The 20,240-nt window shown below is 70.2% G+C and carries 11 protein-coding genes and 2 pseudogenes; 5 read left to right on the top strand and 8 right to left on the bottom strand.

All coding sequences use genetic code 11. From position 1 onward, the window contains the following. Positions 1–2 precede the first annotated feature (2 nt). Both C6A87_RS07735 and C6A87_RS07730 read right to left on the bottom strand, forming a co-directional pair. Positions 3–3,023: a UPF0182 family protein gene (locus C6A87_RS07735; RefSeq protein WP_311116702.1), complete on the bottom strand. Its 3,021-nt coding sequence runs from the start codon at positions 3,021–3,023 to the stop codon at positions 3–5. An 87-nt stretch (positions 3,024–3,110) separates the two neighbouring features. After that, positions 3,111–4,133, bottom strand: a complete 1,023-nt coding sequence (locus C6A87_RS07730) for a PDZ domain-containing protein (RefSeq protein ID WP_311116701.1) — start codon at positions 4,131–4,133, stop codon at positions 3,111–3,113. A gap of 185 nt (positions 4,134–4,318) precedes the next feature. On the opposite strand from C6A87_RS07730, the gene C6A87_RS07725 reads away from it, so the two are divergent. The 3 genes from C6A87_RS07725 (at position 4,319) to C6A87_RS07715 (ending at position 8,085) form a co-directional block, all read left to right on the top strand. Then, on the top strand, positions 4,319–5,701 hold the full coding sequence (locus C6A87_RS07725; protein WP_311116700.1) for a zinc-dependent metalloprotease: 1,383 nt from the start codon (positions 4,319–4,321) through the stop codon (positions 5,699–5,701). A gap of 185 nt (positions 5,702–5,886) precedes the next feature. Beyond that, entirely contained in the window at positions 5,887–6,705 is an 819-nt protein-coding gene (locus C6A87_RS07720) for a cyclodehydratase (RefSeq protein ID WP_311116699.1), read from the top strand. A gap of 42 nt (positions 6,706–6,747) precedes the next feature. Further along, positions 6,748–8,085, top strand: coding sequence for an AarF/UbiB family protein (locus C6A87_RS07715; protein WP_311116698.1), 1,338 nt, complete (start codon positions 6,748–6,750; stop codon positions 8,083–8,085). A 20-nt stretch (positions 8,086–8,105) separates the two neighbouring features. Here the strand turns inward: C6A87_RS07715 and C6A87_RS07710 are convergent, their stop codons facing one another. After that, positions 8,106–8,381, bottom strand: a complete 276-nt coding sequence (locus tag C6A87_RS07710) for a WhiB family transcriptional regulator (RefSeq protein WP_311116697.1) — start codon at positions 8,379–8,381, stop codon at positions 8,106–8,108. A 408-nt stretch (positions 8,382–8,789) separates the two neighbouring features. Continuing rightward, complete coding sequence (locus C6A87_RS07705; protein WP_396837021.1) at positions 8,790–10,904, bottom strand: ATP-dependent DNA helicase UvrD2; 2,115 nt, start codon at positions 10,902–10,904, stop codon at positions 8,790–8,792. An 82-nt stretch (positions 10,905–10,986) separates the two neighbouring features. On the opposite strand from C6A87_RS07705, the gene mrx1 reads away from it, so the two are divergent. Next, entirely contained in the window at positions 10,987–11,238 is a 252-nt protein-coding gene (gene mrx1 / locus C6A87_RS07700; RefSeq protein ID WP_003929192.1) for a mycoredoxin Mrx1, read from the top strand. Position 11,239: 1 nt separating this feature from the next. On the opposite strand, the gene nudC is transcribed toward mrx1, so the two are convergent. Both nudC and C6A87_RS07690 read right to left on the bottom strand, forming a co-directional pair. Then, positions 11,240–12,169: an NAD(+) diphosphatase gene (nudC, locus tag C6A87_RS07695; RefSeq protein WP_311117849.1), complete on the bottom strand. Its 930-nt coding sequence runs from the start codon at positions 12,167–12,169 to the stop codon at positions 11,240–11,242. A gap of 92 nt (positions 12,170–12,261) precedes the next feature. Further along, a complete protein-coding gene (locus C6A87_RS07690) occupies positions 12,262–13,341 on the bottom strand; it encodes a potassium channel family protein (RefSeq protein WP_311116696.1) in 1,080 nt (359 codons plus the stop codon). 46 nt (positions 13,342–13,387) lie between these two features. Between C6A87_RS07690 and C6A87_RS07685 the strand changes: the two genes are divergently transcribed. Next, positions 13,388–13,792 carry a hypothetical protein gene (locus C6A87_RS07685; RefSeq protein ID WP_311116695.1) on the top strand — a complete coding sequence of 135 codons (405 nt, stop codon included), beginning with the start codon at positions 13,388–13,390 and terminating at the stop codon, positions 13,790–13,792. Here C6A87_RS07685 and C6A87_RS07680 read toward each other — a convergent pair. Further along, a pseudogene (locus C6A87_RS07680) lies at positions 13,777–17,063 on the bottom strand (ATP-dependent helicase). The gene C6A87_RS07685 and the pseudogene C6A87_RS07680 sit on opposite strands and share 16 nt — an antisense overlap. Then, positions 17,060–20,171 (bottom strand): annotated as a pseudogene (locus C6A87_RS07675) (ATP-dependent helicase). Before C6A87_RS07675 ends, C6A87_RS07680 begins: the two co-directional pseudogenes overlap by 4 nt. Between the last annotated feature and the right edge of the window lie 69 nt (positions 20,172–20,240).

Here is a 20,240-nt window from a genome sequence, read left to right as displayed (position 1 = left end):
GGCTAGTTCGCCGACTGGTATTCGCTCACCGCGGTGTCCAGGCGTTGCAGCGCCTCGCCGAACTCGGCGAAGTCACCACTCTGCTGGGCCTGCCTCAGCGCGTCCAGCGCCGAGTTCACATTCTGCAGCGCAGCGGATTTCGCCGCGGACAGTTGCGTCGGTCCGGTCGGCGGCACCGCGGCCGGCACCTCCGGTTGTTGCTGAGCCGGTGCCTGACCGGGCCGGTTCGGCGCGGCCGCAGGCGGCGGGTTGTTGCCATCCGGACGCTGCTGCGCGGCCTGGCCGGAGGCCGGGGGTTCGGTCCCCGCAGGCCCTGTCGCAGTGGCGTCCGCGCCGGGGCCGAACAGGTCGGTCAACGCGTCACGCACCGTCGGGCCGTAGCCGATCTGGTCGTTGTACATCATCGCGACGCGGATCAGACGCGGGTACGAGGACGCGGCGTCACTGGCGCCCGGTGAAGCGTAAACCGGTGCGACGTAGAGCAATCCGCCCTGACCGATCGGAAGGGTCAACAGGTTGCCCCAGCGGATGCGGTTCTGGTTGTCGCGGCCGATCACACCGAGGTCCTGGCTGACCGCGGTATCGGTGCTGATCGCGTTGAACGCCAGCTTGGGACCGTTGACCTGACCCGGAATGGTCAGCACCGTGAGCTTGCCGTACGTCTCGGGATCCGAGCTGGCACTGATGTAGGCCGCCAGGAAGTCGCGACGGAACCGGTTCATCGCGCTGGTCAGCTGGAACGATGCCGAATTGTTGTTCTCGGCAAGGTCTTTGGCGACGATGTAATACGGCGGCTGGTAGCTGCTGGCTGTCGGGTTCGGATCCAGCGGGACGTCCCAGAAGTCCGAGGTGGAGAAGAACGTCACCGGGTCGTCGACGTGGTACTTGGCCAACAGCGCGCGCTGCACCTTGAACAGGTCCTCCGGGTAGCGCAGGTGCTCCTGCAACTCGGGGGTGATGTCCGCCTTGGGTTTCACCGTCTCCGGGAACACCTTCATCCACGCCTGCAACACCGGGTCCTGCTCGTCCTGGGCGTACAGGGTCACCGTGCCGTCGTAGGCGTCGACGGTGGCCTTGACCGAGTTGCGGATGTAGGACACCTGCTTGTCGGGCTGCAGCCGGTTCAGCGCCACCTCGTTCGAGTCGGTGGTGGCCGACGACAGCGACATCAGCTCCGAGTACGGATAGTTGTCCAGCGTGGTGTAGCCGTCGACGATCCACACGATGCGCTCGTTGACGATCGCTGGGTACACCGCGGTGTCGGTGGTCAGCCACGGCGCGACGGCCTCCACGCGGTCGGCCGGATCACGGTTGAACAGGATCTTGCTGTCCTCGCCGATCACGTTGGAGAACAGGAAGTTGCGCTCGGCGTACTTCGCGGCGAACACGCTGCGGGTGAGCCAGTTGCCGATCGGCACGCCACCGCTTCCGGTGTAGGTGTAGTTCCGCGTGGCGGTGTTGGTCTCGTAGTCGTACTCGCGCGGCGCGCCGTTCTCGCCGACGATCGCGTAGTCGGCGGCGGTGTTGGCGATCACCGGGCCGAAGTAGATGCGCGGCTGGGCCAGCGGCGCCGGGCCGGGTGAGACCACCTCGCCGTTGGGCCCCACCACGCTGGCCAGGAACTCGGGGTAGCCGCCGTTCTGGTTGGGGTCGTTGGCGATTCCGCGCACGGTGTTGGCCGGCGAGGCGATGAAGCCGTTGCCGTGGGTGTAGACCGTGTGCCGGTTGATCCAGTCGCGCTGGTTGTCGATCAGCCGGTCCGGATTGAGCTCCCGGGCGGCCACCACGTAGTCACGCAGGTTGCCGTCGTCGTCGCGGTAGCGGTCCATGTTCAGCTGGTCTTGGAAGAAGTAGAAGTTCTTGCCCTGCTGGAACTGGGTGAACGCCGGGCTGACGATGTTCGGGTCCAGCACCCGGATGTTGGACGTGGTCGCGCGGTCGGCGGCCACCTGCTGGGCCGTCGCGGCGGTGTTGCCTGGATAGTCGCGGTACTCCACCGCTTCGTCGGTCAGGCCGTACGCCTGCCGGGTGGCGGCGATACTGCGGCTGATGTACTCGCTCTCCTTCTGGGCGGCGTTCGGGCGCACGCTGATCTGTTCGACCACCAGCGGCCAGCCCGCACCGACGATCAGCGACGACAGCAGCAGCAGCACCACGCCGATCGCCGGGATCCGCAGGTCGCGCAGCACGATCGCGGAGAACACCGCCGCGGCGCAGATGACGGCGATCGCCAGCAGGATCAGCTTGGCCGGCAGCACCGCGTTGATGTCGGTGTACCCGGCGCCGGTGAACGGCTTGCCGCCGCGGGTGTGGCTGAGCAGTTCATAGCGGTCGAACCAGTACGCGACCGCCTTGAGCAGCATCAGGACGCCGACCAGCGTGATCAGCTGGATGCGGGCGGCCCGGCTCAGCGCGCCGTTGCGGCTGGCCAGCCGGATGCCGCCGAACAGGTAATGGCCCAGGAGGTTGGCCAGGAACGCCAGGAACGTCGCGGCGAACAGGTAGGTCAGCACCAGCCGGTAGAACGGCAGGTCGAACGCGTAGAAGCCGAGGTCGATGCCGAACTGCGGGTCGGCGACGCCGAAGCTGCCGCCGTGCAGGAACAGCTGCACCTGCTGCCAGTAGTTCTGGGCGATCAGGCCGGCCAGCAGACCGATCGCGACCGGGACCCCGACGCCGACCAGACGCAGCCGCGCCATCACCGCGGTGCGGTAGCGCGCGATCGGATCGTTCGGGCCCGCCGTCGGCACGAACACCGGGCGGGTGCGGTAGGCCAGGGCCATCGCGGCGAACACGACGCCGCCGATGAGCAACGCCACCGCGAGGAAGATGACCAACCGGGTGACGATCTGGGTGGTGAACACCGACCGGTAGCCGAGTTCGCCGAACCACAGCCAGTCGACATAGGTGTCGATGAGCCGGGGGCCCAACAGCAACAACACCACGGCCACAATGGCGAGGGCGATCAGACCTCTGCTTCGTCTCGTCAGCTTCGGCATTCTCGCCGTCGGCCGCATACCCACTCGTTACTCCACTCTCGGCAATTCTCAGCAGATCGTCAGGTGTGATGACTCAGCCATTACTGTACGCACCGGCCGCAGGCTGCGGTTTCAGCAGCGTGGAGGTTCGCCACCAGCGGAAAGCGTGCGCAACCCGTCGATCGCGGTCTCCAGCGTGTCCACTTTGAGCAGCTCGATGCCGTCGCGGTCGACGGTGGTGGCCTCCGCACAGTTGTCGGCGGGCACCAGGAACACCGTGGCCCCCGCATCCTCGGCGGCCACGATCTTGTGCGTGATGCCGCCGATCGAACCGACCTTGCCGTCCCCGCTGATCGTGCCGGTGCCCGCGACAAACTTCCCGCCGTTGATGTCACCGGTGGTCAGCTTGTCCACCACCGCCAGGCTGAACATCAACCCGGCCGACGGCCCGCCGATGTTGGCCAGGTTGAAGTCGATGATGAACGGCGCCCACGGCGCGTCGAGCACGTTCACCCCGAGCAGGCCCTGCTCCCGGTCCGGGTGCGAGGCCAGCGTGATCTCGGCGGTGCCCATCGGCGCGTTCTTGCGGCGGTAGTCGACCGTGATCACCTCCCCCGGCTTCGTGCCCTTGAGGAACTCCTGGAACTGCTCCAGCGACGCGACAGGCGTGTTGTTGACCGCGTCGATCGCATCGCCGGCCTGCAGTTTGTCCTTCGACGGGCCCTTGTCGTCCACGCTTTCCACCGTGACGGCCATCGGGTACTTCAGGTACTGCAGCGCGGCGTACTCGGCGCTGTCCTCGGACTGGCGGAAGTCCTTGGTGTTGGCCTCGTTGATCTCTTCCCTGGTCTTGTCCGGCGGATAGACCAGCTCACGCGGGACGAGCTGGTCGCGGCCCGACGCCCAGAAGATCAGTGCCTGCCCCAGCGTCAGGCCGTCGCGCTGGGACACCGTTGTCATGTTGAGGTGCCCCGAGGTCTTGTGAACGTCGGCGCCCTCGATGGCCACGACGTCCTTGCCGTCGACCTCGCCCAGGGTGTCGAAGGTCGGTCCCGGACCGAGCGCGACGTAGGGCACCGTCACCACGGTCAGCAGCATCCCGAAGATCAGGATGGGGGCCAGCGCGACGACGAGTGTGGAAATCCGCCTGTTCACGCCGCCCACAGTAGAGGTCGGCTACCGCGGCGAGCCGCGAAGACCACCGGGGGCGAGCCGCGAAGACCACCGGGGGCGAGCCGCGAAGACCACGGGGGGGGCGAGCCGCGATGACCACCCGCGGTTCACTCTCAGCGTGACCCGGGCACCCGCACGCTGCGGCAGGGGTGAGTACCGTTGGGGGCATGGCTGACCTGCCTTTCGGCTTCTCCGGCGGAGACGACCCCGACCGCGACAAACGTAAGAACAACCCCGACGACCCGTTCGGGGGCGCGCTTCCCGGCGGTGAGTTCGACATGTCGCAGCTTGGCCAGATCTTCTCCAAGCTCGGCGAGATGTTCAGCGGCGCAGGCACGTCGATGGCCGGCGGGAAGTCCGCCGGTCCGGTGAACTACGACCTGGCGCGTCAACTTGCGTCCAGCTCGATCGGTTTCGTCGCTCCGGTGCCCGAACAGACGGCTACCGCGATCGCCGACGCGGTGCGGCTGGCCGAGACCTGGCTCGACGGTGTCACCCCGCTGCCCGCGGGCACCACCAGGTCCGCGGCGTGGACGCCGACGGACTGGCTCGACAACACCATGGACACCTGGAAGCGGCTGTGCGATCCGGTGGCCGAGCAGATCTCGACCGTGTGGGCGCAGGCGCTGCCCGAGGAGGCCAAGGCGATGGCCGGGCCGCTGCTGGCGATGATGTCGCAGATGGGCGGGATGGCGTTCGGGTCGCAGCTGGGCCAGGCCCTGGGCACCCTGTCCAAAGAGGTGCTGACCTCCACCGACATCGGACTCCCGTTGGGCCCCAAGGGAGTCGCCGCGCTGATGCCCGAGGCGGTGGAGGCGCTGGCCGAGGGGCTGGAGCAGCCGCGCAGCGAGATCGTCACGTTCCTGGCCGCCCGCGAGGCCGCCCACCACCGGCTGTTCAGCCACGTGCCGTGGCTGTCGGGCCAGTTGCTCAACGCGGTCGAGGCGTTCGCGCGGGGCACCAAGATCGACATGACCGGCATCGAGGAGTTCGCCCGCGGCTTCAACCCTGCATCGCTGACCGACCCGGCGGAGATGGAGCAACTGCTCAATCAGGGGATCTTCGAGCCGAAGGCCACCCCGGAGCAGACCGCCGCGCTGGAGCGGTTGGAGACGACGCTGGCGTTGATCGAGGGCTGGGTGCAGACCGTGGTGTCCGACGCGCTCGGCGACCGGATCCCCGGCACGTCCGCGCTGTCGGAGATGCTGCGCCGCAGGCGGGCGACCGGCGGCCCGGCCGAGCAGACGTTCGCGACCCTGGTGGGCCTCGAACTGCGGCCCCGCAAGATGCGCGAGGCCGCCGACCTCTGGCAGAAGCTCACCCAGGCCGTCGGCGCCGACACCCGCGACAGCGTGTGGCAGCACCCCGACCTGTTGCCCAGCGCTGCGGACCTCGACGAGCCCGCCGCATTCATCGACCGGATGATCGGCGGCGAGACCAGCGACATCGACAGCGCGATAGAGCGGGCGTTCGGTGAAGCGCTGGGTCACGAAGGCAGCCAAGAGGGTGAGGATCGTCCCGACGACGGGGGCGACGAGCCCAAGGCCTGACGTCCGGTCGGGCGTCGTGTTCAGGGGCCACGGGGGTCACAGTGATCGGCGTTCTGCAGACAACGTGCGAGTAAACCGCTGCAAACCGCGGATACCTGAGGCACGTGAGGCAGGCGTGACAGGCCGTCGGCCCATGCCTGTGGATAACTCGGCTCGGCGCCGCCGCGGCATGGCACCGTCGATCCATGACGCGCTACGCGCTGAGCACCGCCACCCCGGTACTGTCCCGGCCCGACGGCACCGTGCAGGTCGGGTGGGATCCGCGCCGCGCAGTCGTCGTGCACCCGCCCGCCGGCTTGTCCGCCGCGGTCCTGGCTGACCTGCTGCGTGCACTGCAGGGCGCGGTGACCGCCCGCCAACTGCAGCGGCTCGCCGCCGGCAAGGGCGTCCCCGAGCCCGTCGTCGCAGGTCTGCTCGCTCACCTCGTCGACGCAGGCGTCGTCACCAGCACCCCGTCCGGCGCCCGTGCGGTGTCGGTGCGGGTGCACGGGGACGGACCGCTGACCGATCTTCTCACCGCATCGCTGCGGTGCTCGAACGTGCGGGTCAGCCAGAGCAGCCGAACCCACGCGTCGACCGGACGCGTCGACCTCGTCGTGCTGGCCGACTACCTGGTCGCCGACCCGCGAGTAGTGCGTTTGCTGCACGAGGCCGACGTCGCGCACCTACCCGTGCGCGTGCGCGACGGCACCGGACTGATCGGCCCGCTGGTGATCCCGGGCGCGACGAGCTGCCTGCGTTGCGCCGACCTGCACCGCAGCGACCGCGACGCCGCCTGGCCGGCCGTCGCCGCGCAGCTGTGCCGCACCGTGGGCAGCGCGGACCGGGCCACGCTGCTCGCCACCGCCGCGCTGGCCTTGCACGAGATCGACCACGTGGTGCGCGCAGTTCGCGGCGACCGCAGCGACAGCCCCGCGACGCTGGACACCACACTGGAATTCGAGGTTACCCGGGGTGAGGTCACCGCACGCCGGTGGTCCAGGCACCCGGAGTGCCGTTGCTGACACGAGACGTTGCCAACTAGTTGGTCGAAGTCTCGCCGGTTCGTGGATGATGGACTGGTGAGTGAGATCAAGCGGGGAAGCGTCTCGCGCAATGCCAAGCTCGCGTCGTTGCCCGTGGGGATGGCGGGACGCGCGGCGCTGGGCTTCGGAAAGCGGCTGACCGGCAGGTCGAAAGACGAGGTCAACGCGGAGCTGATGGACAAGGCTGCCCAGCAGCTGTTCACCGTGCTCGGCGAGCTCAAGGGCGGGGCGATGAAGGTCGGCCAGGCCCTGTCGGTGATGGAAGCCGCCATTCCCGAGCAGTACGGCAAGCCCTACCGCGAGGCGCTGACCAAGCTGCAGCGCGAAGCCCCGCCGTTGCCCGCCGCCAAGGTGCACCGCGTACTGGACCAGCAGCTGGGCACCAAATGGCGGGACCGGTTCCAGTCCTTCGACGACAAGTCGGTGGCCTCGGCCAGCATCGGCCAGGTGCACAAGGCGGTCTGGTCCGACGGCCGCGAGGTCGCGGTCAAGATCCAGTACCCCGGCGCCGACGAGGCGCTGCGCGCCGATCTGAAAACCATGCAGCGCATGGTCGGCGTGCTCAAGCAGCTCTCCCCCGGCGCCGATGTGCAGGGCGTGGTCGACGAGTTGATCCAGCGCACCGAGATGGAACTGGACTACCGCCTGGAGGCCGACAACCAGCGCGCGTTCGCCAAGGCCTACGACGGCGATCCCCACTTCGTGGTGCCGCGCGTGGTGGCCAGCGCACCGAAGGTCGTCATCCAGGAATGGATCGAGGGCATCCCGCTGTCGCAGATCATCCGCGAGGGCACCCAGGAACAGCGCGACCTGATGGCCACCCGGCTGTTCGAGTTCTGTGACGACGCGCCGACCCGGCTGGAAATGGTGCACGGCGACGCCCACCCCGGCAACTTCATGCTGATGCCCGGAGACAAGATGGGCGTCATCGACTTCGGCGCCGTCGCCCCGATGCCGGGCGGCTGGCCCATCGAGCTCGGCCAGATCCTGCGCTACGCGGTGGACAAGAACTACGAGAAGCTGCTGCCCACCATGGAGAAGGTCGGCTTCATCCAGAAAGGCCGGCAGGTCTCCACCCGCGAGATCGACGACATGCTCAAGCAGTACGTCGAACCGCTGGAAGTGCCGATGTTCCACTACTCCCGTCGGTGGCTGCAGCGGATGACCACGGTGGAACTGGACAAGGCCGCCGGGCAGATCAAGACGGCCCGCCAGATGGACATCCCGCCGAAGCTGGCGATCCCGATGCGGGTGATCGCATCGATCGTGGCGATCTCCTGCCAGCTCGACGCGCACGTCGACACGCGGCGCATCGCGATGGAGAAGGTGCCCGGATTCGCCGACCCCGACGCTGTGTGAGCGTCGAGGCCGGCTGAATCTCACGCGGCCACAGTCTCTTTCGTGTCCTTACGGGGCCTGCCCCTGGGGCGTTTACGGGCCACGACCGTACCCCGGTCGAGGATCTCGCCGCCCCAGACGCCCCACGGCTCCTGACGCTGCAGCGCGGCGTTGAGGCATTCCCGCCGGAGCGGGCAATCGGCGCACAATGCCTTGGCGCGCTCCAGATCCCGCGGATCCTCGGCGAACCACAGATCCGGGTCCTCGACGTGACACGGCACCGCGGTCGTCGTCTTCTCACATGTCGGCGAAGACATGTCGGTCCTCTGCTTCCTGGTCGTTGATGCTCGAATGTGGAGTTGTTGCGGGATCGGTGACCAGGAATGACAAAGGCCACGGATCCGTGTTGCGGGTCCGTGGCCTGGAGGGCGATTCGGGGCTCTACCTAGAGGTGGCCCCTCACGGACGCAACCGCGTGGGCGGCGGCGCGGCGCTTACGCGGCGCGGCGACGGCCTTGGCGGCAATGGGATGAGCGGGACGAGCCCAGAACTGGGCGGGAAGGGTCCGCGACATGCCGGCTGCAACTACGTCGGAGACAGAGAAACCGTTGCTGATCATGTTGGACACCCCCCTCTCGCACAAGCCGTGGTCTGCGTGTTCTGAGGCTAAAGGCTAGCAGCCAAATCGTGCAACGGAATTTTGACCAGCGCTTTTGGCGCGATCTTTACGATTTTTGGCGGCCTTTGACCAGACTCAGGACGTCGGGGCCGAACTGCTCCAGCTTGCGTGCGCCGATCCCCGGGATGGCGACCAGCGCGGCGTCGTCGGTGGGCAGGGTCTCGGCGATCGCGATCAGCGTGTTGTCGGTGAACACCACATAGGCGGGCACGCTCATCTCCTTGGAGATCCGCAGCCGCCAGTCCTTGAGCGCGGAGAGCAGTTCCTCGTCGATGTCGGACGGGCAGGTCTCGCAGCGGCGCAACATGATCGCCGGCGGCGAGGACAGCGCCGCGTTGCAGACCCGGCACCGCGGAGCGGGCCCGCGCTGCCTGCGCGGCTTGCTCGGACCGTCGTCGCGCTGGGACTGCGGCGCGATGCCGTTGAGGAACCGTGACGGGCGGCGCCCCTGCCTGCCGCCGGGGTTGCGGGCCAGCGCCCAGCTCAGCGTCAGATGCGCTCGCGCCCTGGTGATTCCGACGTAGAGCAGCCGTCGCTCCTCTTCGACGGGCTCGCTGTCGGGACCGTGCGAGAGCGCATGGCTGATCGGCAGGGTGCCGTCGGCCAGCCCGACCAGGAACACCGCGTCCCACTCCAGGCCCTTCGCGGCGTGCAGCGAGGCCAGCGTGACACCCTGCACGACGGGTGGGTGGCGGGAGTCGGCGCGCTGCCGCAGCTCGGCCAACAGCCCCCGCAGGTCCAGGTGCGGACGCTGGGCGACCTCGTCGTCGACGAGTTCGGCCAGCGCCGTCAGCGCGTCCCAACGGTCCCGGGCCTTGACGCCGGCCGGGGGCTCCGCCGTCAGGCCGAGCGGCTCCAGCGCGGCCCGCACCAGCTCGGGCAGCGCGGCCTCGCCCTGGCCGCGCTCGGCGACGCGCTGCAGCGCCAGCAGTGCCTGCCGGATCTCCTGGCGGCTGAAGAAACCTTCACCGCCACGCACCTGAAAGGCGATGCCGGCCTCCGTCAGCGCCTCCTCGTAGACCTCCGATTGCGCGTTGATGCGGTAGAGCACCGCGATCTCGGCTGCGGGAGTGCCGGATTCGATGAGCTTGCCGATACTGCGCGCGACGGCGGTGGCCTCGGCGACCTCGTCGGGATACTCCTGGAACATCGGTTCCGGTCCGGGGGGACGCTGCCCGATCAGGTGCAGCCTGCTGCCCGCCATCCGGCCGCGCGCCGCGGAGATGACGCGGTTGGCCAGCGACACCACCTGCGGGGTGGATCGATAGTCGCGTTCCAGCCGCACCACCGCGGCGTCGGGGAACCGCCGCGAGAAGTCGAGCAGGTAGCGCGGCGACGCGCCGGTGAACGAGTAGATGGTTTGGTTGGCGTCACCCACCACGGTCAGGTCGTCGCGACCGCCCAGCCAGGCGTCGAGGACGCGCTGCTGCAGCGGGGTGACGTCCTGGTACTCGTCGACGACGAAGCAGCGGTACCGGTCGCGGAACTCCTGGGCCACCGCGACGTCGTTCTCGATGGCGGCCGCGGTGTGCAGCAGCAGGTCGTCGAAGTCGAGCAGCACCAGATCGTCGCGGCGGGCCTTGAGGCTCTCGTAGTGGGCGTAGACCGCGGCGATCTTCTCGGCGTCGAACGGGATGTCGCGGCTGACCTCGGCGACGGTCTGCGGGTAGACCTCCGGCGTGATCAGCGACGCCTTGGCCCACTCGATCTCACCGGCGAGGTCGCGCACGTTGTCGGTCCCGGTCGGCAGACCGGCGCGGTTGGCGGCCTGCGCGACGACAGCAAACTTGCTGTCCATCAGTTGCCAGTCGGTGCTGCCGACCACGCGCGGCCAGAAGTAGGCCAGCTGGCGCCGCGCGGCGGCGTGGAAGGTCTGCGCCTGCACCGACTCGGTGGAGGGGCCCCCTTCGTCGCTGGCGAGCGCGCGCAGCCGTCCCCGCATCTCCCCCGCCGCGCGCTGGGTGAACGTGACCGCCAGAACCTGGCCGGGCGCCACATGTCCGGCGGTCACCAGATGGGCGATGCGCCTGGTGATGGTGCGGGTCTTGCCGGTGCCGGCGCCTGCGAGTACGCAGACCGGACCTCGGGGCGCGAGGACCGCTTCGCGCTGTTCCTCGTCGAGGTCGCCCAGCAGCCGGTCGCGGGAGGCCGTCAGGGACATGGCGACCATCATGTCAGCGTGCCCCGACAACCGCGGACCTCGGGACGGGCATGTCTGGCGCGTCGGCTACGTTGAATGGCTTATGAGCTCCGACGATGCCACTTTGACCATGTACACGACCACGTGGTGCGGCTACTGCTCGCGCCTGAAGACCGCGCTGAAGTCCGAAGGCATCCGGTGGACCGAGGTCGACATCGAGACGGATCCGGCCGCCGCAGAGTTCGTCGGGTCGGTCAACGGTGGCAACCACGTCGTGCCCACCGTGAAGTTCCCCGACGGCTCCACGCTGACCAATCCGAGCATCAAGCAGGTTAAGGCCAAGCTGGCCGGTTAGGTCAATCCAGCGCTGCCCAGGACTCGATGATCTCCCTGGCGATCGAGATCGACCCGGGCAGCAGCAGCCGTGACGCACCGCCGGAACCCCAGTCGCCCTGTGCCAGCGCTTCGCGGATCTCGGCGCGGGTGAACCATCCGGCCTCGGCGATCTCACCGTCGTTGAACGAGAACGGTTGCTCGGGGTCGCCGACCGCGTGGAAACCGACCATCAGTGACCGCGGGAACGGCCACGGCTGAGAGCCGAGGTATTCGACGTCGGTGACGGCCAGCCCGATCTCCTCGGCGATCTCGCGGACGACACACGATTCGAAGGACTCCCCCGCCTCGACGAACCCGGCCAGGATCGAGAACAGCCGCGGCGGCCACACCGCCTGGCGTGCCAGCACCGCACGGTCGTGACCGTCGTGCACCAGGCAGATCACCGCCGGGTCGATGCGCGGGAACTCCTCGTGCCCGGTCACCGGGTTGACGCGCGCCCAGCCGCTCTTGATCGGCGTGGTCGGTGCGCCGTCGACCGGGCTGAAGCCGGCGTTGTCGTGCCAGTTCAGCAGCGCGGTCGCGGTGGCCACCAGCTGGGCGCTGACGTCGTCGAACACGTCGCCGGTCCGGCGCAGGTCGAGCACCTCCAGCGGCGCGTCGGAGTCCTCCGGCGGCTCAAGCTCGGAGCGCAACGCCCACACGTGCCTGCCGTCGGCGAGCTTGCCGAGGAACACGGCGTTCTCGGGCGGGTGGGCACCGGCGGACACGGCCGGGTTCAGCACCGCCCGGCCGCCGGAGATCAGCACCTGGTTGCGGCGGTCGACGCGCAGCAGTAGCGCATCGGCCCAGCCGGCGACCGCGGCGTCGATGTCGGTGCGCAACGTGTCGGCACGGTCGGCGCCCACCCTGGACAGCAGCGGCACCTGACGCAGCCGGAAGCCGGGACTCATCGGTTCCTTCTGCTCTTCATCCACGGCTCCTCGCCCAAGGGCTCGTCGCGGCGCAAGCGCTCATCGGTTCCTTCTGCTCTTCGCGCAAGCGCTCATCGGTCCTCGTCTGCTGGGCGGATATACAACAACCGGTCCCCCAACTCCAGTGCGTCGACCTTCGGATCGTCGACGCGGATCAGCTTGTTGCCGCGGACCACGCCGAGCACGATGTCCGTGCCGTGGCGCGGTGAGCCGCCGGCCTCCTTCGGGCTCACCTCGCGTTCGGCGATGGCGAACCCACGGTCCGGGGTCAGCAGGTCCTCCATCATCTCGACCACGCTGGGGGTCTGCACGGCGATGCCGAGCAGACGGCCCGCGGTCTCCGAGGTCACCACGGTCGAGTCCGCGCCGGACTGCTTGAGCAGATGTTCGTTGTCGGTCTCGCGGACCGCAGCGATGATCTTGGCCTTCGGGGCGAGCTCGCGGGCGGTGAGCGTGACCAGCACCGCGGTGTCGTCGCGATTGGCGGCGACGATGATGGTCTTGGCGTGCTGGGCGCCGGCCAGGCGCAGCACCTCGGAGTCGGTCGCGCTGCCGCGGATCGTGACCAGCCCCGCACTCTTGGCGCGCTCCAGTGCCGCGGCGTCCTCGTCGACGACCACGATGTCGCCGGGAGCGATCTCGTCGCCGACCATCGCCGCGGCAGCGGTGCGGCCCTTGGTGCCGTAGCCGACGATGATGATGTGGTTACGCAATCTGCTCCTCCAACGCTGGATTTGGTAGACCTGACGCGATTGCGTGGTGAGGGTCTCGACGGTGGTGCCGATCAGCACGATCAGGAACGCCACCCGAAGCGGCGTGATGATCAAGACGTTGACCAGGCGCGCCCCCGGGGTGACCGGCGTGATGTCGCCGTAGCCCGTCGTCGACAGTGACACCGTCGCGTAATAGAAGCAGTCCAGGAACGACAGCTGGTCGTCCTGGACGTCGCGGTATCCGTCGCGGTCGATGTAGACGATCAACACCGCGGCGAACAACGCCGCCGTCGCGTAGATGACGCGGACGGTGATCCGGCGCGCCGGGCTGACCGTCTCGGTCGGGATCTGGACGCGATCGGTGAGCGCATGGACCGGCATGTCGGCCAGCGACTGATCAAACCGGCGCACCCGCCGGCGCAAACGTCCTTCAGCCACGAGGGCCGGTCAGGGGGTGAGGCAGCCGCACCAGCACAATGTAATCATGGCCACGCCCTCCACGGCACTGCAGCAGATCACCAAGTCATCACGCGGCGCCCGGATGGGTGCCTGGCTGATAGGTATGGGCATCCTGCACTTCGCCGCTCCGAAACCGTTCGACTCGATCGTGCCCGAGGAACTTCCGGGCACCCAGCGCTTCTACACCTACGCCTCCGGCGTCGCCGAGATCGGTGTCGGCGCTCTGCTGCTGGCCCCCAAGACCCGCAGGGCCGGCGCGCTGTCGGCGATCGCGCTGTTCGTCGGGGTGTTCCCCGGCAACGTGAACATGGTCCGGCTCTGGTTCAACGACCCGGCCAAGACGCTCCCGATGCGGGTCGGTGCGATTGCCCGCCTGCCGCTGCAGGTCCCGATGATCAGGCAGGCGTGGAAGGTCTACCGCGACAGCTGAGCGACCTCCTGCTCGTCGGCCGCCTCGGTCAGCAGCGCGGTCAGCGCGTCCTCGTCGGGCAGGTCGGCCGGCATGACCGTGCGCCCGGACCGCACGTAGTGGAACGCCGCGCGCACCGAACCCACCGGGCACCCGTGCAGTCGGGCCCATGCGAGCCGGTACACGGCGAGCTGAATGGCGTTGTGCCGCAGTTCTTCGTCGGTCGCCGGCGGCTCGCCGGTCTTCCAGTCCAGCACCGTGACCCCGCCGTCGTCGTCGGCGAAGACCGCGTCGATGCGGCCCCGCACCACCCGCCCGGCAAGCATCATGTCGAAGGGCACCTCGACGTCGACCGGCGTGCGGGCCGCCCACGGCGACACCGCGAACGCGTTCTGTAGCTCCTCGAGCTCGCCGCGGTCGTCCCGGTCGGCGTCCGCCGCCCCGGGCAGGTCGTCGAGGTCGAACAGCTTCTCGGCCTGGAAGTAGCGTTGCACCCATTCGTGGAACGCGGTGCCCAGCAACGCCTGCGAATCGGGCCGGCGAGGCAGCCGACGCTGCAACCGCGCGGCGACCGCTTCGGGGTCACGCCCGAGTTCGACCATCGCGCTGACCGACAGCTGCTGCGGTAGACGCGGCAGCGGCCGGCGGGCGGCCAGCTCCCGCTCCGCCAGCAGCGCGTCGACGTCGGCGGCCCAGCCGTGGACGTCGGGAATCTGGTCGGGTTGCGGCGCTGCGGCCATGGCCGTGGCGACCAGCTCGGCCCCACGGTCGGTGTGCGGGCGCCGGCCAGCGGATCGGCCGGCCACACGGCCTCCACGACCCGGTCCCGGATCGGGTTGGACTCCCCTTCGGCGGGGGCCTCGGCCCACACGTCGACGATGCCGCACGGCGTGCCCGCCGCGTCGGACGTGTCGATGACGTCCTTGAGTTCGACCAGGAACTGCGACGGGCCGCGCGGCTTGGACTCGGTGGCGCCCCAGTGGTGGCCGGACACCAGCAGCGTGTCCTCGGCGCGGGTGATCGCCACGTACAGTAGGCGGCGTTCCTCGTCGGTGCGCCGCTGATCCAGGCTGCGCTTGTGGTCGTAGATCTTGTCCGACAACCCTTTCCGATCGCTGACATCGGAGGTGTCGAGCACCGGCACGCCGTGCTCGGACACCGCCGCGCAGTCACCGCGCAGCAGCGGCGGCAGATCGGCGGCATCGGTGAGCCAGGTGCGCGGCGACGCGGTGGACGGGAAGATCCGCCCGGACAGGTGCGGTACGGCCACGATCTGCCATTCCAGCCCCTTGGCCGCGTGCACCGTCAGGATCTGCACGCGCTCGGCGGACACGGTGACCTCGGCCGGCGCCAGCCCGTTCTCCACCTGCTCGGCGATGTCGAGGTAGGCCAGCAGTGCCGACACCGTGGTCGCGCCCCGCGACGCGAAGTCGGCCACGACGTCGGCGAAGGCGTCGAGGTGTTCGGTGCCCGACCATCCCGCCGAGACGGGCTGGGCGGCCCGCACTTCGGCGTCGATGCCCAGCAGCCGCCGCACCTCCGCCAGCAGCTCCGGCAGCGGGCTGTCCAGGTGCGCCCGCAGCGCGGTCAACTCACGGCCCAGCGCGACGATCCTGGCGTGCCCCGCCTCCGAGTAGGCCGTGGCCGGGCCGGGATCGCAGATGGCGTCGGCCAGGCAGGCCGCGTCCGCGTCGGGCCCGAGCGCGGCGATGATCTGCGCGGTCGCCGCGTCCGTATCCGGTGCGGAGCCTCCGCCGTCGACCAGGCTGACCGCACGCCGCCACAGCGCCGCCACGTCGCGCGCACCCAGCCGCCACCGCGGCCCGGTCAGCACCCGCACCGCTGCCGCGCCCGCGGTCGGATCGGCGGCCAGCCGCAGCATCGCGACCACGTCGGCGACCTCCGGCACGGCCAACAGCCCGGCCAGGCCCACCACCTCGACCGGGACCCCGCGCCGGCCCAGCGCCTCGGCCATCGGTCCGGCATCGGCGTTGCGGCGCACCAGAACCGCGGCTGTCGGCGCGGCCCCGTCGGCCTCGATCCCGCCGTGCCAACGGGACGCGATCTGGTCGGCGACCCATTCCCGTTCGGTCTCGACGTCACCCAGCAGCGCACACCGCACACTGCCGGGTTCGGCGCCGGGACGTGGCTGCAGTGCGCGCACCGCCACCGAGCGGTGCCTGGCCTCGCCCGACACCTCGTTGGCCAGGTGCAGCACCTCCGGCGGGTTGCGCCAGCTGGTGCGCAGTTCCAGGGTCGGCGCCGGGGTGCCGTCGGAGAACGGGAAATCGGTGGTGAAGCGCGGCAGGTTGGTCGCCGAGGCTCCGCGCCAGCCGTAGATCGACTGGATCGGATCCCCGACGGCGGTCAACGCCAGCCCGTCGTCGGCGCCGCCGCCGAACAACGAGGACAACGCGACCCGCTGCGCATGCCCGGTGTCCTGGTACTCGTCGAGCAGCACCACCCGGTACCGCTGCCGCAGCTGTTGACCGACCTGCGGGCACTGCTCGGCCAGTCGCGCCGCCGAGGCCATCTGCATGCCGAAATCCATCACCCGCTCGTCACGCATCCGGTGGTGCAGCGCGTCGATCAGCGGAACCAGCATGGTGCGCTCGGTCTGGGTCGCCAGCATCCGCAGCAGCCACTGGCTGGGGCCGCGGTCGCGCTGATACCGGCCGGCAGGCAGCGTGAGCACCAGCCGCTCCAGTTCGAGGTGGGTGTCGCGCAGCTGCGCCGTGTCGACCAGATGCTCGGAGAGCTGCCCGGCCAGCCGCAGCACCATGTCGGTGATCGAGGCCGGCGACTTCTCGGTGTCCAGCGCCGTGGGATGCTCGCACACCACGCGGAAAGCCAACTGCCACAACTCGGTTGCCCCGAGCAGCCTGGTGTCGGGCTCCACCGGCAGCAGCAGCCCGAACTCGCGCAACAGGTTTCCCGCGAACGCGTGGTAGGTGCTGATGGTGACGGGATCGTCGGCGAGGTCGCCGCTGCCCGGGGGAAGCATCAGCCCCGCCCCGGCCAGCCGCGCGAGCCGGGCGCGCACCCGGCGCAGCAGCTGTCCCGCCGCCTTTCGGGTGAACGTCAGCCCGAGCACCTCGCCCGGACGTGCGTAGCCGTTCGCGACCAGCCACACCACCCGCGCCGCCATCGTCTCGGTCTTGCCCGCGCCGGCACCAGCGATCACCACCAGCGGCCCCGGTTCGGCCGAGATCACCGCCGCCTGCTCGTCGGTGGGCTCGAAAAGACCCAAGGCCCTGGAGAGTTCGGCAGGGCTGTAGCGGGGACCGGTCATGCGTCGCTCCTGGTGTTCTGGGTCGGGCACATGGTACGGACCGGGCAGTGCGCGCAGCCGTCGTTGACCCTGGCCACGAACTGCGGACCCTGCGTCGCCGCGGCGGCGCGGTGGACCTGCTGTTCCCACTCGGCGCGACCGTCGGGGGTCATCGGATCCTGATGCCGTTCGGTGGCGCCCCCACCGGTGGTCTTGCCGAGGTAGACCAGCCGCCCGCCCCCGGGCTGGTCACCTTCGGTGAGCAGGCCCGCCGCGACCGCCAGCTGGTAGAGCGCCAACTGTGCGTGGCTCTGGGCGTCGTCCTTGCTCACCGGGCTCTTTCCGGTCTTGACGTCGATCACGACCAGTCGGCCCTCGCTGTCGCGTTCGAGCCGGTCCAACCGCCCGCGAACCCGCACGGCCGGCAGCTCACCATCGGCGGCACCGACCTCACCGTCGACCTCCACCTCGGTGCCCACCTCGGTGAGTTCGCCGCGGGTGTCCTCCCGCCACCGCAGGAAGGTGCTCAGCATCTCCAGGTGCCGGGCCCGTTCGTTGTCGGCGTGCCACTGCGCGTCGAAAGGCAGTTCCTCCCAGACCTTCTCCAGCCCGGTGAGCAACTGTGACTCGGTGCGCCCGGACTCGGAGATCAGCGCGTGCACCAGCGAGCCCAGGCTGGAACGCACATCACGGCCGCGGGACCCTCCGTGGCGCTCCAGCAGCCAGCGCAGCGGGCAGTCCGAGAGCATCTGCAGCGTCGACGGCGACAGCGTCACCACGTGGTCGCCGTCCTGCCACAGCGGTTCGTCGCTGGACAGTCCCCGCGCGCCGTACCAGGACGCCGGGTCCGCGCCGTGCACTCCGGCCTCGGCCATCCGCGCCAACTGCGCTGCCGCGCAGGCCCGTTCGGTGTCATCGGCGGTGTCCGGCGGCGCACACACGACCGCGCGCAGCCGCCCGACGACAGCCGACGGCGCCAGCACCCGCGGAGCGCGGATCGGCGCCGCGGGCGGCGGATCCGACTCGGTGGCCAGCGCGGCGATCTCCTGGCAGAACGACGACGGCAGCATCGCGTCGTCGCCGCAATCGCTGTCGACCGCCGTCACCAGCAGCCTGCTGCGGGCCCGGCCGATGGCGGCGATGAGCAGCCTGCGCTCCTCGGCCAGCAGCGGCGCCCTGCTCGACAGCGCGCGTTGGCCGATGTCGACGACCCCGTCGAGCACATCCACCAGTTGCTGAGTGCCCAGCACCCCGCCGCGCGGGGCGACGTTGGGCCACAACCCTTCCTGCAGCCCGGCCAGCACCACGAACTCCCACTCCCGGTCCAGCGCGGAGTGCGCGCTGAGCAGCGCGACCGCCTCCGGCGCATGCTCGGCGGAGCGGGCCGGCGGCAGCGACAACGCGCCGATGTGGTCGATCAGGCCACGCAGCGACGCCCCGGCGGTGCGGGTCACGTATTGCTCGGCGACGTCGAACATCGCGGTGACGGCGTCGAGGTCGCGGTCGGCCTGCGCGCCTGCGGGTCCGCCGCGCTCGACCGCGGCCAGCCAGCGCTTCTGCAGACCGGACCGGTGCCAGGCCTGCCAGAGCGTGTGCCGCGGGTCGCTGCCCTGTTCGGCGCTGCGCCGGGCAGCGGTCAGCACAGCGGACACCCGGCGCAGCGCACGGGCCTGCTCGTCGGCGAGAGTGTGGCGGTCGCGCCGCAGCGCGTCGACCAGCAGCTCGCCGAAACCGCCGGCGTTCTCCGGTGCCGCGCGCCGCAGCGCCCGCCGCAGCTGGCGCAGCGACACCGGGTCGACGCGTCCGATCGGTCCGGTGACCAGTGCCAGCGCGCGGTCACCGTCGAGCCCGTCGGCCGTCGCCTCCAGCACCGTCAGCAGCGCCCGCACCGCCGGCTGGTCGGCCAGCGCGGAATCGTTGTGCGGCAGGTCCACCGGCACGCCGGCCGCCGTCAGCGCGCGGCCCAGCGCGGCGCCGGTCCTCGGCACCGAGCGCACGATCACCGCCATCTGTGACCACGGCACGCCGTCGACCAGGTGCGCCCGCCGCAGCGCATCGGCGATCAACGCGGACTCGGCGTGCTGCGAGGCCGCGATGCGGACCGCGACCGAGCCCGGCGAATCGGTGCCGACGAACTCCCGCCCGGTTCCCGCGCCGGGCAGCCGCCGCGCCACCGCCTCGATCACGTCCGCGATCGGGGCCGCGCACCGGCGCGACGCCGTCAACGTCAGCGCCGGCCCGTCGCCGCGCAGCAGTGCGGGGTCGGCGCCGCGGTAGCCGAACACGGTCTGATGGGGATCACCGGCGATCACCGTCGTCTCGGCGCCGGCGGCCAGCACCTGGACCAGGCGTGCGGCCTGCGGGTCGAGGTGCTGGGCGTCGTCGACGAGCAGCAGTTGCACCCGCGCGCGTTCGGCGGCCAGCAGGTCGGCGTCGGTGGCGAAGGCCTCCAACGCCGCGCCGACGAGTTCGGCGGCCCCCAACGCGGGCACCGTGGCCTGCGGGGCGGCCATGCCGACCGCCGCGCGCAGCAGCATGACCTGCTCGTAGGCCTGGGCGAACCGGCCCGCGGCCTGCCATTCCGGCCTGCGGCGCGGCCGAGGCGTTGCAGCGCAAGCGGATCGACGCCGCGCTCGCTGCAGCGGGCCATCAGGTCGCGCAGTTCGGTGGCGAACCCGACGGTGCCGAGGGCCGCAGACGGACCGGCCAGCGCACCGGTGACGCGTCGCCGTCCTCGAGGTCTCCGGCCAGCAGCTCGCGGATGATGCCGTCCTGCTCGGCGCTGGTGATCAGCCGCGGCGGCGGGCTGCCGTTGCGCTGCGCGGCCAGCCGCAACACCGCGAACGCATAGGAGTGGATGGTGCGCACCAGCGGCTCGCGCACGGCACTGCGACCTCCGGCGCCCAGCAGCGCCGTGGTGACCGCGGCCCGGGCCCTGGCGCTCAACCGCGCCGAACCCGTGAGCAGCAGAACCGATTCCGGGTCGCGGCCGGCTTCGATATGGGCCGCGGCGGTGCCCACCAGCAGCGCACTCTTGCCGGTGCCCGGCCCGCCCAGCACCCGGACCGTGCCCCGCACGTCGCGTCGGGTCAGGGCCTCGGGCGTCAGTTCGGTGTGCGGCGCGGACATGCACGAATCAGATCACGGGGGTCCGACAACCCCGCTTCGATGGACCCCGGCCCCGTCCACCTGGCAGCA

This window comes from Mycobacterium sp. ITM-2016-00317 (assembly GCF_002968295.1).
Lineage (GTDB): Bacteria > Actinomycetota > Actinomycetes > Mycobacteriales > Mycobacteriaceae > Mycobacterium.
This window is presented reverse-complemented; position numbering and strand designations above follow the sequence as displayed.

Excerpts from the sequence above, each read along its gene's own strand:
- C6A87_RS07725 (WP_311116700.1), top strand. The coding sequence starts at position 4,319 with ATGGCTGACCTGCCTTTCGGCTTCTCCGGCGGAGACGACCCCGACCGC.
- C6A87_RS07720 (WP_311116699.1), top strand. The coding sequence starts at position 5,887 with ATGACGCGCTACGCGCTGAGCACCGCCACCCCGGTACTGTCCCGGCCC.
- C6A87_RS07710 (WP_311116697.1), bottom strand. The coding sequence starts at position 8,381 with ATGTCTTCGCCGACATGTGAGAAGACGACGACCGCGGTGCCGTGTCAC.
- C6A87_RS07705 (WP_396837021.1), bottom strand. The coding sequence starts at position 10,904 with ATGTCCCTGACGGCCTCCCGCGACCGGCTGCTGGGCGACCTCGACGAG.
- mrx1 (WP_003929192.1), top strand. The coding sequence starts at position 10,987 with ATGAGCTCCGACGATGCCACTTTGACCATGTACACGACCACGTGGTGC.
- nudC (WP_311117849.1), bottom strand. The coding sequence starts at position 12,169 with ATGAGTCCCGGCTTCCGGCTGCGTCAGGTGCCGCTGCTGTCCAGGGTG.
- C6A87_RS07685 (WP_311116695.1), top strand. The coding sequence starts at position 13,388 with ATGGCCACGCCCTCCACGGCACTGCAGCAGATCACCAAGTCATCACGC.